Origin of the sequence: Pseudoclavibacter sp. RFBG4, assembly GCF_002931515.1 — a bacterium.
Lineage (GTDB): Bacteria > Actinomycetota > Actinomycetes > Actinomycetales > Microbacteriaceae > Pseudoclavibacter.
In genome coordinates, this window is sequence record NZ_PSYC01000020.1 from 191,746 (window position 1) to 205,431 (window position 13,686).

9 protein-coding genes and 1 tRNA gene are annotated in these 13,686 nt (G+C 66.7%); 9 read left to right on the plus strand and 1 reads right to left on the minus strand.

The features are described 5' to 3' along the window. Positions 1-5 precede the first annotated feature (5 nt). On the minus strand, positions 6-2,441 hold the full coding sequence (locus C5E10_RS05980) for a hypothetical protein (RefSeq protein ID WP_104330855.1): 2,436 nt from the start codon (positions 2,439-2,441) through the stop codon (positions 6-8). Positions 2,442-2,685: 244 nt separating this feature from the next. Here C5E10_RS05980 and C5E10_RS05985 point away from each other — a divergent pair, with 244 nt between their 5' ends. The 9 genes from C5E10_RS05985 (at position 2,686) to C5E10_RS18825 (ending at position 13,614) form a co-directional block, all read left to right on the plus strand. Next, positions 2,686-4,065: a glycine--tRNA ligase gene (locus C5E10_RS05985; RefSeq protein ID WP_104330856.1), complete on the plus strand. Its 1,380-nt coding sequence runs from the start codon at positions 2,686-2,688 to the stop codon at positions 4,063-4,065. A gap of 28 nt (positions 4,066-4,093) precedes the next feature. Continuing rightward, entirely contained in the window at positions 4,094-4,684 is a 591-nt protein-coding gene (locus tag C5E10_RS05990; protein ID WP_181062668.1) for a DUF4352 domain-containing protein, read from the plus strand. 77 nt (positions 4,685-4,761) lie between these two features. Further along, the gene (gene dusB / locus C5E10_RS05995) at positions 4,762-5,916 is read left to right on the plus strand and encodes a tRNA dihydrouridine synthase DusB (RefSeq protein WP_104330858.1); all 1,155 of its coding nucleotides are present in this window, start codon (positions 4,762-4,764) and stop codon (positions 5,914-5,916) included. Between the two features lie 2 nt (positions 5,917-5,918). Beyond that, a complete protein-coding gene (locus tag C5E10_RS06000) occupies positions 5,919-7,217 on the plus strand; it encodes a deoxyguanosinetriphosphate triphosphohydrolase (RefSeq protein ID WP_236558441.1) in 1,299 nt (432 codons plus the stop codon). Further along, on the plus strand, positions 7,208-9,190 hold the full coding sequence (dnaG, locus tag C5E10_RS06005; RefSeq protein WP_104330859.1) for a DNA primase: 1,983 nt from the start codon (positions 7,208-7,210) through the stop codon (positions 9,188-9,190). The genes C5E10_RS06000 and dnaG overlap by 10 nt, the downstream gene beginning before the upstream one ends. Positions 9,191-9,270: 80 nt before the next feature. Continuing rightward, entirely contained in the window at positions 9,271-10,278 is a 1,008-nt protein-coding gene (locus C5E10_RS06010; protein ID WP_104330860.1) for an ATP-binding cassette domain-containing protein, read from the plus strand. A gap of 6 nt (positions 10,279-10,284) precedes the next feature. Continuing rightward, positions 10,285-11,292: a D-isomer specific 2-hydroxyacid dehydrogenase family protein gene (locus tag C5E10_RS06015; RefSeq protein ID WP_181062669.1), complete on the plus strand. Its 1,008-nt coding sequence runs from the start codon at positions 10,285-10,287 to the stop codon at positions 11,290-11,292. Between the two features lie 98 nt (positions 11,293-11,390). Then, a tRNA-Asn gene (locus C5E10_RS06020) sits at positions 11,391-11,463 on the plus strand. A gap of 1,116 nt (positions 11,464-12,579) precedes the next feature. After that, complete coding sequence (locus tag C5E10_RS18825; RefSeq protein ID WP_146080174.1) at positions 12,580-13,614, plus strand: hypothetical protein; 1,035 nt, start codon at positions 12,580-12,582, stop codon at positions 13,612-13,614. Positions 13,615-13,686: the final 72 nt, after the last annotated feature.

A 13,686-nucleotide genomic window follows, 5' to 3' on the forward strand; every position in this document is an offset into this window, starting at 1 on the left:
CGAGGTCAGCGGAATTCGACGGTGACCTTCTCTCCGTCGACGGTGAAGGTGCCCTGTTCCCAGATCGTGTCCGATCCCTTGGTCGTTCGCCCGCTCTCTCCTGTCGTGGCGTACGTCGCGATTCCTCCCTCGATCTCGAAGGAGTCGGAGGTGTCGCTGACGGTCACGGTCGGATACATGGCGATGCTCCAGTCCACGCTTCGATTCGCGCCGTAGACGTAGGTGCTGAAGGGGCATCCGACGGGGGCCGCGTCCGTCGAGGAGGCACACTCGTCGATCTTGGCGGTGACCGCGGATTCCGCCGCGGACTGCAACGCCTCGGTCGGCGTGTAGACGACGTTGCGGTCTGCGGCGTGGTCATCTTCGACGGTGCTGACTCGCACTGGCTGGTTCGAGGTGGAGTAGAACTCGGAGGTCGCTCCCGTGACGGGGTAGATGGCCGGGTAAGCGTCGAACTGCACCCAGCTCACCGGCTGACTGCCTTCCCAGGTCCGGGAGTCGACGGGGTCGGGGTTCACCGTGACGGAGCCGATCGTGAGGTCCATCGCGTGGCTCGTGCCGACGGCCGAGGCGAAGACCAGGGGTGTGAGGATCCGCCAGTGCTCGAGCACCAGGAACTCGTTGTCGACGCGTTCGACAACGAGCACGGCGGTCTCCGTCGTCCCTCCGAGCCTGTAGGTGACCTGCACGTTCCTGGTCTCGCGGGTTGACCCCACCGCTGCGGGCGTCGACGGAGTCAGCCAGCCCTCTGCGGCGGGTGTCGTGGCGGCTTCGAGCTCGATGATGTCGAGGACGATGATCCGCTCGGTCGCGGCGGCGAGCATCTCGTCGCTCACGAACTGCCGCTGAGCGCTCTCGATGTCGGGGTCGACGAGTTCGCCGGCCAGGCTCGCGTTGCCGTCGGCGATGGCCTGCACGTAGCGGCGGGTTTCCGCGATCGCGCCACGCTGGTCGTTGACGGCGGTGACCGAGATGGCGGCTGCCGCGAAGATGACCCCCGTGATCGCGAGAGCGGCGCCAGCGCGACGCAGCCTTCGGCGCGCTGTGGCCCCGAGCTGCCGAGCAGTGGGCGCAGGTGGGGTGGATGCGGAGGACTGCGCGAACACCCGCGGGCATGTCTCCGAGCCGGCGGCTGCCGGCGCATGCCCCCGGTCGAGAAGCGCGCGCAAGCCAACCGAGCGCGAGCAGAGCCGCGGCGCGATGATCGCGAGTCTGCTCGGCAGGGCCCAGGCCAGGAGCTCGACTGCGAGGGCCCAGATCGCGAAGAGCGCCGGAGTCCAGAACGCGGGCCTGACGCTGATCGTGAGGTCGCCGAGCGAGAAGCCGAGTGCCGATGCCGATCCGGTGAGCGCCACCGGCAGGAGCACGGACGTGAGGACCGTCCAGACGAGGAACGCGGCGGCCGGCAGGCGCCAGAGGCTCGACCACTGCGGGAAGCGTGTCTCGGGCCGACCGACCCCGATGAGCACGGCACTCGCGACCGTCGCGGCGACAACCGGGAGGAGGCCGAGCCACGTGTAGGGGAGCTCAGGCGAGAAGACCGACGCGACTGTGCTGGGCCCGAAGGGGATGCTCACGGCGATGGCACCCAGATGCCCGAGGATCAGGGTGGTGAGGGCGAGGTGCGGTGCCGCGGCGAGGAGTACCGGCATCGATGTCCACGGACTCTCCGACTGTGCGACGCCGAGGATCATCGCGACGATGCCGAGGAGCGTACCCGCCACCGCGAGCATCCCGGTGTAGATGCCGAGCTCCGTGCCGAGGAGGCGCAGCTCCCGTGCCCACGAGCCGAGCAGCGGTGTCTGAGGTGCGCGACCAGGACGGCCTCGTGCGGCAAGCGAACGACCGAGCCATCCGCTCAGGAAGACCGACGTGAACGCGACAGGCGCGAGTGCCGGGCTCAGGGCTGTGACGGTGGCAGCCGCGCCCGCGGTATCGAGACGCAGGCCGGGCGCTGCGACGCAGAGGAGGAGGACCGCGAACGTGCCACTCGAGACTGCGGTCGCTGCGAGCCTGCCGCGCCTGCCTCGATCCACCCCGCGACTGCCTCGATCCACCCCGCGCCGCTCGAGCCCGTAGGCAGTCGCGAGGCTCACCGCCAGGACGAACGCCAGGGACGCGAGCGGCCACAGTCCGAGCGTCAGACCGCTGTCGTCGGTCAGGGACATGCCGCCGACCGATTCGACGCCCAGTCTGAGCTGGCCGGAGAAGGGGAGCGCCGTGAACAGGAGGATGAACTGCCAGAGCAGCTCGAATCCCGACGCTGCGTTCGAGGGGCCCGGCTGACCGCCCGGCCCCAGATCGCTGAGAAGGAGAGCCGACGCGGAGCTCAGACCGGCTCCGCTGAAGAGCGCGGCGACGGCGCAGGCTCCGGTGTGCAGCGCACTCGAGGTGATCAGATTCTTGTCGACAGTGCTGGTCGGCGTTGATGTGGGAGTCACGGAGGGTGCCCTTCGGATGCGCGACGTCCTGGGGGACAACGCCATTCGAATGTTCAGATGATTCGCGACATCGTTGCAGACCTCCGAGCAGGCGCAACGCCGCGGAGCGGGATCTGTGGAGAACGTCTCTCGGGCGGCCTTCCGGCATGGAGCCGCTCACGGGCCTGGTGCTTGACTAGACTGACGACTTGCGGCGGACACGACCCTGGGTTCGCCTTCGACACCTCAGCAGGAGTTTCTCTCAATGGCGCAAACCACGCTCGACAAGGTCATCGCTCTCGCGAAGCGGCGGGGCTTCGTCTTCCAAGCGGGCGAGATCTATGGAGGCACTCGCGCCTCATGGGACTACGGCCCCCTCGGCGTCGAACTCAAGGAGAACATCAAGAAGCAGTGGTGGCAGACGTTCGTCCGCGGCCGTGCTGACATGGTGGGACTCGACTCCTCGATCATCCTGCCGAAGGCGGTCTGGGAGGCATCCGGCCACGTCGCGACCTTCACCGACCCGCTGGTCGAGTGCCTGAGCTGCCACAAGCGCCACCGCCAGGACCACCTCATCGAGGCGTTCGAGGCGAAGAAGAACCGCGCGCCGGAAGGCATGTCCGACATCGTCTGCCCTGACTGCGGGACCAAGGGGCAGTGGACCGAACCTCAGCTGTTCTCCGGCCTCGTCAAGACCTACCTCGGTCCTGTCGACAACGAGGCGGGACTGCACTACATGCGTCCCGAGACCGCGCAGGGCATCTTCGTGAACTTCAACAACGTGCTCACCACGTCGAGGAAGAAGCCTCCCTTCGGCATCGGCCAGGTCGGAAAGGCGTTCCGCAACGAGATCACGCCAGGGAACTTCATCTTCCGCACGCGTGAGTTCGAGCAGATGGAGATCGAGTTCTTCGTGCACCCGGATGAGGCGCAGAAGTGGTTCGAGGACTGGGTCGAGGCGTGCTGGAACTGGTTCACCGACCTCGGGCTGAACCCCGACAACATGCGGCGCTTCGACGTTCCCAAGGAAGAGCGTGCGCACTACTCGGCCGGAACGATCGACTTCGAGTACCAGTTCGGCTTCAAGGGAACCGGCTGGGGCGAGCTCATGGGTGTCGCGAACCGCACCGACTACGACCTGACGTCGCACTCGACCGCGTCGGGTACCGGCCTCAACTACTTCGATCAGGCCTCGGGAGAGCGCTACACACCGTTCGTGATCGAGCCGAGCTTCGGTCTGACGCGATCCATGATGGCGTTCCTCGTCGACTCCTATGTCGAGGAAGAGGCACCGAACGCCAAGGGCGGCGTGGACATCCGCACCGTTCTGCGGCTCGACCCGCGCCTCGCGCCCATCAAGGTCGCGGTGCTCCCGCTGAGTCGTGACGAGCGCCTCAGCCCTGTCGCTCGCGAGCTGGGCGACAAGCTCCGCAAGCACTGGAACATCGACGTCGATGATGCGGGCCAGATCGGCCGCCGGTACCGCCGCCAGGATGAGATCGGTACCCCGTTCTGCGTGACCGTCGACTTCGACACACTCGAGGACAACGCCGTGACGGTCCGCGAACGCGACTCGATGGCCCAGGAGCGAGTAGCCCTGGACCAGCTCGAGTCGTACCTCGCGGGTCGTCTGCTCGGAGCCTGATCGCGCCTTCCGAGTGAAGCAGGACGCCGTGGGAACCAGCGAGCGCCCGTCCGCGAGAACGCGGGCGGGTCGCTCGTTCCGGCCTGTGCTCCTGGCGATCGCGGCAGCGCTTGTCCTGCTCGCGGTGATCAGCTATGTGTTCATCTCGGCCCGAGCTACCGACCGAGGAGACGCCACCCTGGATGCACCGGCGGCGGTTCCCGATTGGCGGGGCCCGACGTCGGAGCTGCTCTCACGCGGCTCGGTGAGCGTCGGTGGCGTGCAGCTGTCGGCAACCGGGATCCAGTGCGGTCTGCCCCGGCACGATTGGCAGGGTGGCAGCGCGAGCGCCGCTGGCCAGTTCTGCGTCGTCGACGTCGAGCTACGAAATGGGAGCGGTGAGTCGATCTCTCTCGCGCCGGACCTCTTCGAGCTCGTAGACGCGGCGGGGCAGACGTCGATCGCCGACGAGGAGACCACCGCCTACGGCACGGACCTGCCTGCTGGACCCGCGGAGGAGAAGCAGCTCCCACCATCCGCCTCGACCCGTGTCCACCTGGTCTTCGATGTCTCGACCTCGGCGGCCGGTCCGATGGAGCTGCGGTTCGAGCCTGCTCCGGAGCTGAAGATCGTCATCTGAACCGACGAGGGGTTCCTGTCCCAACGTGTCGGGGCGTGCGTGCGAAAGTCGCCTCGACCTGCGAGAATTGATCGGTTATGACCTTGACTGCACTCGACTCGAAGCCGCTGCGCATCGGCCCTCTGGTTCTCGACGTTCCAGTTGTGCTCGCGCCCATGGCGGGCATCACGAATTCCGCCTTCCGGCGCCTCTGCCGCGAATACGGCGCGGGCCTCTACGTCTCGGAGATGATCACCTCGCGCGCGCTCGTCGAGCGGACGCCAGTGACCATGCGCCTCATCGAGCACCACGAGTCGGAAGAGGTCCGGAGCATCCAGCTCTACGGGGTCGACCCCAAGACCGTCCGAGAGGCCGTCACGATGCTCGTGGCCGAGGACCGAGCGGATCACATCGATCTCAACTTCGGATGCCCGGTACCCAAGGTCACGAAGCGTGGAGGCGGGGCGGCGCTGCCGTGGAAGACCTCCCTCTTCCGAGCCATCGTCGAGGGGGCCGCGGAGGCCTCCGGTGACATCCCGCTCACGATCAAGATGCGCAAGGGCATCGACGACGATCACCTGACCTACCTGGAAGCCGGCCGCATCGCGGAGGGTGCTGGCGTCGCAGCCGTCGCGCTCCACGGGCGGACGGCGTCGCAGTTCTACTCGGGGCAGGCCGATTGGGATGCCATCGGCAAGCTCAAGGAGACCGTCACGAGCATCCCGGTGCTCGGCAACGGCGATATCTGGGCGGGCGAGGACGCACTGCGGATGATGGAGCAGACCGGATGCGACGGCGTCGTCGTCGGGCGCGGGTGCCTCGGGCGCCCGTGGCTCTTCGGCGACCTCGCTGCCGCCTTCCGCGGCGACCCGACGCGCATCCAGCCGACGCTCGGGGCTGTGGGGGACGCGATCCGTCGACACACCGAGCTCCTCGCGGAGTTCCACCAGGAGGAGGCCCGCGCCTGCCGCGAGATGCGCAAGCACATGTCGTGGTACCTGAAGGGCTACCCGGTGGGCTCCGACGTCCGCTCCGGTCTCGCTCTCATGTCGACGCTCGAGGAACTCGACGGGCTTCTGGCTCAGCTCGATCGCGACCAGGCCTACCCTGGACAGGACGCCGAGGGCCCTCGCGGGCGGGCGGGAACCCCCAAGCGGCCATCGCTGCCGGACCGCTGGCTCGAGTCCCGCGAGCTCAACGAGGACCAGAAGGCGAATATCTCCGCCGCCGAGCTGTCCCACTCGGGAGGCTGAGGGTGACGCTTCCCCCTGAGCCGATCGATCGGAGTCCCTACGGCGATCACGATCGAGAGCGATTCCTTCCCGAGCACCACGAGAACCGTCGACGTTCGACGTTCGCCAGGGACCGGGCGCGGCTCGTGCACTCGAGTGCGCTGCGCAGGCTGGCGGCCAAGACGCAGGTGCTCTCGCCGACGGCGGGCATCGACGCTGCACGCAACCGCCTGACGCACTCGCTCGAGGTCGCACAGGTGGGACGCGAGATCGCCGGCACGCTCGAACTCGATCCCGACATCGTTGACACGGCCTGCCTGGCCCACGACCTCGGGCATCCGCCGTTCGGGCACAACGGCGAGAAGGCGCTCAACGAGTGGGCGCAGGACATCGGCGGGTTCGAGGGCAACGCGCAGACCCTCCGCATCGTCGCCCGCCTCGAGCCGAAGGTCTTCGGCCCCGACGGCCAGCACTACGGACTCAACCTCACTCGGGCGAGCCTCGACGCGAGCTGCAAGTACCCGTGGACTCGGGAGGCGGGGGCAGAGCGCGGCACTGGAAAGTTCGGCGTGTACGCCGACGACCGCCCGGTCTTCGACTGGGTGCGGCAGGGCGCGCCTGAAGGGCGAACCAGCATCGAGGCCCAGGTCATGGACCTGAGCGACGACATCGCCTACTCGGTGCACGACCTCGAAGACGCCATCGTGGAGTCGTTCGTCTCGCTCCCTGAACTCGACGACCTCGCCAACCGTCCGGCGATCCTGTACGCGGCCGCCGACTGGTCGGGGTCGAAGTTCTCCGAGGAGGAACTCGACGAGGCGTTCACTCGCCTGCAGGCGCAGCCCTACTGGATGCGCGAGTACGACGGGTCGCGGGTCGCGCAGGCGGGGCTCAAGAACCTGACGTCGCAGCTCATCGGTCGCTTCGCGAAGGCCGCTACAGCCGCCACCTGGGCCGCGCAGCCGGGGGAGTCGCTCATCCGGTACCGGGCCTCGCTGGTCGTGCCACGTGAGATCCGCGCCGAGATCGCGCTGCTCAAGGGCATCGTCGCGGGCTTCGTCATGTCGCTGGATGCGCGTCGGCCGATCTACGAGCACCAGCGGAAGATCCTGGTCGAGCTGTCGGACATGTTCTGGCAGACCGGCGATCAGCATCTCGACGCGGCGTTCGCCGCCGATTTCCGGGCGGCGGGTGACGACACCGAGCGCAAGCGGGTCGTCGTCGACCAGGTCGCGAACCTCACCGACAAGGGCGCTCTCGTCTGGCACGACCGGCTCGCTGCGGCGTCGGAGGTGCCGTCTAGGGTGGCTTCATGGCACTGATCCGCAAGAGCGATATCGAGGAGGTTCGCTCTCGCACGGACATCTCCGAGATCGTCGGCGACCATGTCACCCTCAAGAACGCGGGGATCGGGTCGAAGAAGGGGCTCTGCCCGTTCCACGACGAGCGCACGCCGAGCTTCCACGTGCGGCCGCAGCTCGGCTACTACCACTGCTTCGGGTGCGGGGAGTCCGGTGACGTCTTCACGTTCCTGCAGAAGATCGACCACGTCACCTTCTCCGAGGCCGTCGAGCGCCTCGCCGGTCGCCTCGGGTACGCCCTCACGTACGAAGACGGCGGTCATGCACCGGACCACTCGAAGCGTCTCCGGCTGCTGCAGGCGCACACTGCCGCCGAGTCCTACTACCGCGAGCAGCTGCAGGCACCCGGGGCGGAGGCCGCTCGTGAGTTCCTGGGCGGTCGGGGGTTCGATCCGAGTGCCGCGGCCATGTTCGGTGTCGGGTACGCGCCGCAGGGGTGGGACTCCCTGTCGAAGCACCTTGCGGGCCTCGGCTTCACGATGCCCGAGCTGAAGGAGTCGGGGCTGCTCTCGACCAACGAGCGCGGCTCGAGCTATGACCGCTTCCGAGGCCGGGTCATGTGGCCCATCCGCGACACCTCTGGTCAGACGGTGGGGTTCGGGGCGCGAAAGCTCTATGACGACGACAAGGGGCCCAAGTACCTCAACACCCCCGAGTCCCCGATCTACCACAAGGCGCAGGTCCTCTACGGACTCGACGTCGCGAAGCGCGAGATCGCCAAACAGCGCCGGGTTGTCGTGGTCGAGGGGTACACCGACGTCATGGCCGCTCATCTCGCGGGTGTCCAGACGGCGGTCGCCACGTGCGGAACCTCGTTCGGCGTCGACCACATCAAGGTGCTGCGCAGGATCATGGACGATGAATCAGCCGGCGGACAGGTGATCTTCACGTTCGACCCAGACGAGGCGGGCAAGAAGGCCGCGATGCGCGCGTTCGCGGAGGAGCAGCGGTTCGTGGCGCAGACGTTCGTCGCCGTCGCGCGCGACGGGCTCGACCCCTGTGACCTCCGTCTCGCGCGGGGTGATGCTGCCGTGCGCGAGCTCATCGACCATCCCATGCCGATGTATGAGTTCGTCATCTCGCAGCAGCTGCTCGGGCACGACCTCGACACCGTCGAGGGGAGGGTCGCTGCCCTTCGGCAGGCGGCTCCCGTGGTCGCAGGCATCCGCGACCCTGCGATGAGGCCCGGCTACTCGAGGCGCCTTGCGGGAATGCTCGGGATCGACCTCGTGCAGGTGGAGCAGGCCGTGCGCGCGGCGAGGGGGGCCAGCAAGAACGCGCCGCGCGGGCAGGCGGCGACCCGGGCTCCGGCTCGTGTGCCCGACCAGCGCTCTCGACCGGGCGGGCAGCGCGGTCCGTCCGCCGGTCACTTCGAGGAGGAGCCGCCGTTCCCCGACGGTGAGGGCTACGATTTCCCGCCGGACACAAGCGACTTCGGCGGCGGCGCAGTGCGCGCGGTGCGCATGAGCGACCTGCCGAACGATCCCGTCACTCGCCTCGAGCGCGACACGCTGATGGCGGTGCTGCAGCATCCGAGGCGGCTCTCCGACGAGCGCTTCCAGCAGGTCATGGCGGCGGGCTTCACGAACGCGTCGCTCTCGACGGTGCGCGATGGCATCGTCGCCACACGAGACTCCCTCGGTTCGATGGAATGGATCACGCGGATCGGGGAGGAAGTGCCCCAGGCGTTCACGACGCTCGTGACCGAGCTGGCCATGGCGTCGATTCCCGCGGGGAGCAAGGACGAGCAGATCGACCTGTACGTCCGGTCGCTGAGCGCATCGCTGGTGGAACGCGACCTCCTGCGGAGGAAGGCCGAGCTGCTGGGTGCGCTGCAGCGAACGGATGGGCGTGCGGAGCCGGAGCGCTTCCGGTCGCTGAACGAGCAGCTCATGTCGATCGAGAATCAGAAGCGCGAGCTGCGCGAAGGCTAGGCTCGCACGGTGGGCTCGTTGCTCGAAGGCCGAGCGACGGGCGTTCCGGTGGGTTCGGAGAACAAAAGGGGAGACCAGGCATGGCAACGAGCGCAGATCATCAACGGGCCGTCGTCGCTGACGACCTGTCGATCTCCTACATCGAGCACGGGTCGAATCGCAAGCACGAGGCCGTCAGCGGCATCTCGTTCGAGCTCGAGCCCGGTGAGATCCTGGGCGTCGTGGGCACCGCCGGGTCCGGCAAGTCCGCCCTGGGGCGCATCCTGTCCGGCCGTCGCCGCCCCGGCAAGGGGGAGTGGCCGTTCATCACGGGTGGCACGCTCGAGGTCGTCGGCATGGACCTGCGCCACCCGTCGCGACTCGACCGCCGGCGCATCGATCTGGACATCGGCTACCTGGCGCAGGACTCCGGCGACCAGCTGCGCAACGACCTTACGGTGGCCGAGAACATCGCGGAGCCCATCCTGTCGCGTGATCGCTCGTTCGACCGGAAGCGTCTCGGGCGAGCTGCGGCCATGCTCATCGACGCGGTCGACCTCGAGCTCGGCATGCTGGGCAAGTTCCCGTTCGAGCTGTCTCGAGGCCAGCGGCAGCGCGTCGCGTTCGCGCAGGCCCTCATCGTGGAGCCGAGCGTGCTGGTCGTCGATGAGCCGGCGCAGGGCGTCGACATCATCGCGAGGCCGGCGCTCTTCAGCTTGCTCGAGCGCATCAACGTGGCCCGCAACTGCACGATGATCCTGCTGAGCCATGATCTCCGCGCGATCGAGCGTCTGACGAAGAACGTACTGGTGCTCGATCGCGGCTTCGTTCTTGCCCGTGGCACCATCGACGAGGTCCTCGCCGACCCGCATCACGCCTACCTGAAGCGCATGCGGGAGGCACGCGAGTACGCCTTGACGCCCCTGCCCGGGCTCGTCGAGCGCGAGACGCTCGCTGCGATGGATCTCGTTGCGGATGGCCTGTTCGGCGACCCCGACGTGGAGCAGCAGAGCGCGGATGCCGAGCGCACCGCCCGCGAGCAGCTTGTGTCCCAGCGCGCGGAGTTCGCGCGCTTCCAGACTGACGAAGACGGCACCGAGAAGGAGTAGCAGCGGATGAGCGCGAGCAGCACGCAGGTTCAGCACACGGCGAGGTTGGCTGAGGAGGCGACCCTGCTCGAGGGGGATGCTCGTCCTGAATCCGGGGCAGTGACGCTGCTCCCAGAGGGGGATGCTGCCCCCTTCGCTGACGCGGTCGTCGCGAACGGCGGACGACTTGTGGACCTCGGCCCGGAGACGCGAGGGATCGTCTACCTGTCCGCATCCAAGGTGCAGGGACTCATCGACGCCCTCGATGCGAACCCGCAGGTCACCTGGGTGCAGCTGCCCTTCGCCGGCATCGACAACTTCGCGGCCAGGCTTAAGCCGCACGCCGAGCGCGGGGTGCTCTTCACCTCGGCGAAGGGGGCGTACGCCGAGCCCGTCGCGGAGCATGCGCTTGCGCTGACGCTCGGCTTGCTCCGCGAGTTCCCTAGGCGCCTTTCCGCACAAACGTGGGAGAAGAAGACGGGCACCTCGCTGTACGGCAGGCACGTCGTCATCATCGGTGCTGGCGGCATCGCGCTCGAGCTCCTCGACCTGCTCAAGCCCTTCCGCGTGACGACGACGATCGTTCGGGCTCGTAACCTGCCGGTTGACGGTTCCACTCACACGGTGACCGCAGACAGGCTCGATGAGGTGCTGCCTGAAGCGGACGTCGTCATCGTCGCCGCGGCGGCGACCGACGAGACTCGCGGACTCATCAACGAGCCGCGCCTGCGTGCCATGAAGGAGACCGCGGTGCTTGTCAACATCGCCAGGGGGCCTCTGGTCGACCCTGACGCGCTCCAGGTGGCGCTCGAGGAGTCCTGGATCGCCGGGGCCGGTCTCGACGTCACCTCGCCCGAGCCGCTGCCGGACGGGCACCCGCTGTGGACCACGCCGCGTCTCATCATCACGCCGCACGCGGCGGATACGCCTGAGATGGTGCAGCCGCTGCTCCAGGAGCGTGTGCGCCGCAACGTGGAGGCGTTCGTATCCACTGGCCGGTTCGTGGGCATCGCGGATCCGGTTCGGGGCTACTGAGGAGGGCTCGACGACGGCGGTTCCGGGGTGCGCGCGACACGCCAGCGGCTCGATTTCGCATTCGGGCGAAGGTGTTGCTAGTCTCTTCGAGTTGCCAATCCCTGATAGCTCAATTGGCAGAGCAGCCGGCTGTTAACCGGCAGGTTGATGGTTCGAGTCCATCTCAGGGAGCAATCGGAACCCCAGCGCCTCAGGCGCTGGGGTTCTTTCGTTGTCAGGCAACTCGTGGTCCTGGCTTGAAGGACAAAACGTGTGGATGAGCTCGCGCGTGAAGAGGAACTCATCCTGCGGCGTGTTTCAGATGGGACTCGCTCATGCCGCTGTGGCTGTGGTTGCGGAGCGGGACATGGGACCACCAGTTCTTTCACCCTTTGGCCGAGCGTTGCTGCTTCGTGAGCTGCCGTACTGCTGCCACCAGGCCGGCATTCCCAGCTGCCAGGCGACGGCGGTGTCCGCGCATGCGCGCGTCTTGCGGCAACCCAACTCCCGAGCAGGCCCGGCGACGGGCTCGGTCGACCGTGCTCGCCGAGGCAAACTACCGTTTGCGCGTCGGCCGAGCAATCGACGGATGCCGACGCGCCCAGAATCCGTCACTAATGCTGCATTTTCCGACAGGGAGCCTCGTACTGCTCGTCAATGAACTCCGATCTTCTACGCTCGAGCAGAACTTGCTCCTCATTGCGCAACACATTTTCTGTCCACTGAGAGCAACTTCATCTTTCCTTGCCAGCGCCGCATTCGCGGTGATTCCGAGCGATATGTGAGTAGGCACTACTATGGCGCGCAGCGTGCGAGAGCTTGACCGAAGAGTTGTGCTGCAGAGATCGGCCTGGTCAGTGCCGTTTGCCGCCACGGCCGCGGCGGCGCTATTTGCAGCCGCATCTTCGAATTGCACCGAAGGTTCGATCGAATGGAATCAGCCAGGAATCCATGATCTGAGCGTCAGTGCAAGTACGAAATTGCTCGATTTCGAGGTGCGCGGAGCTGGCGGAGGCAACGGATCCACCGGTGCGGGCGGATCGTCGTTCGCGCGGCCGGGAAACCACTCGACCGGTACCGGTGGGACGCTCAGCGTGACGCAGGAGAGCTTGATTATTGCCGGCTTCGCCTCGGGACCCAATCGCGGCCACCCTGGGTACGTACGTGCGGCTTGGTGCAGCTAACGTGGTGGTCAATCGAAAGGTCGAAACCGGGGCTCGTGTCGCTGAACCGGGGCTTGAGAATGATCGGTGTCTCGTAACGCGTCGCGGCCTTGCGGGCTTGGCGATCTGGTCTGCCCCGATCCTCATGTCCGCAACTGCCGCCCCAATGGCGTCGGCGTCGGAGTCGGCTTCGGGGTGGACTCTTCTTGGAGTTCACCCGGAGGCGGCGGCTCAACCAACCCAGCCTGGTCGGCGAATTATCGAACTCGAGGTCTTCGCAGGTGCCCTCTACGCCGGCTACGGCGACTACAACGCGAACACCGGACCGATAGCCATCAACCCGTTCGATCTCTCGTCCGGCACCTTTCTCGGGAACCGTCAAGACGCCTACACCCACCAAATCGCTGTATATCGACCCACTGCCTGGGGGCTCGTCGCTCCGAACATCGACCCACTGCAAGACATACCGCTCGACCCTCTCGATCCCAACGGAGGATTCTCTTGGACGGACGATGGCGGCAAGACTTGGAACCAGGCTGCCGTCGGTCCTTCGTACCACGTCTACGACTTCAGTGACCAGTCGTCGTCCGGGCCATGGGCCGTGGGCGCGAGTTCGGCGAGCGGTAGCGCTGCCCCCACCATCTGGCGGCGCACGGGCGATGAATCCTGGCAGGTTTCGTTCCAAGGTGACAATGACCCGACCGTCGCCAACGACCGCTACTACTGGCTGGCAGTCGTCGGTGGTTTGCCTTATGTCCAGGCGCGGGGTTCGGCAGCAGTCAAACCGCTGAGGTCCTTCGACCCGACGAGCGGGACATGGCTCTCCGTTTCTGAATTCTCAGGCGAACTGCACGCCTCTGGTAATCCGCAGCACGTTCAGGTGCTCGGGACACAGATCGTGAGTGCGAGCGGTGCTGGACTGCGCATATTCTCCACGGAGACCAGATCGCTGCGCGTGGTCGTCATGCCAAATGGCCTACGTGTCATTGATCTGTACGTTCGCGGAAGTGAACTGTTCACCCTTACCCAGGGCGCAGTGTTCCGGTCGGCAGATGGAGGGGTGACCTTCCAGCAGATAGTAACCGTAGATGCCCCAGCACCAACCGCGATCGCGGTTTCAGACGACATGATCTATCTCGGCACAGCTGCATCGCGTCTGCTAGCACATTCGATGCCGTAGGCGTTCTGAGGCATGAGCCTGTTGCCGCTCCACTTTGGGGACTCATTCGATGGCGCGATCAAATGGGAATTG

What these genes read in the sequence shown, in the direction of transcription:
- C5E10_RS05985 (WP_104330856.1), top strand. Translation starts at nt 2,686, where the DNA reads ATGGCGCAAACCACGCTCGACAAGGTCATCGCTCTCGCGAAGCGGCGG.
- dnaG (WP_104330859.1), top strand. Translation starts at nt 7,208, where the DNA reads ATGGCACTGATCCGCAAGAGCGATATCGAGGAGGTTCGCTCTCGCACG.
- C5E10_RS06010 (WP_104330860.1), top strand. Translation starts at nt 9,271, where the DNA reads ATGGCAACGAGCGCAGATCATCAACGGGCCGTCGTCGCTGACGACCTG.
- C5E10_RS06015 (WP_181062669.1), top strand. Translation starts at nt 10,285, where the DNA reads ATGAGCGCGAGCAGCACGCAGGTTCAGCACACGGCGAGGTTGGCTGAG.
- C5E10_RS18825 (WP_146080174.1), top strand. Translation starts at nt 12,580, where the DNA reads ATGTCCGCAACTGCCGCCCCAATGGCGTCGGCGTCGGAGTCGGCTTCG.
- dusB (WP_104330858.1), top strand. Translation starts at nt 4,762, where the DNA reads ATGACCTTGACTGCACTCGACTCGAAGCCGCTGCGCATCGGCCCTCTG.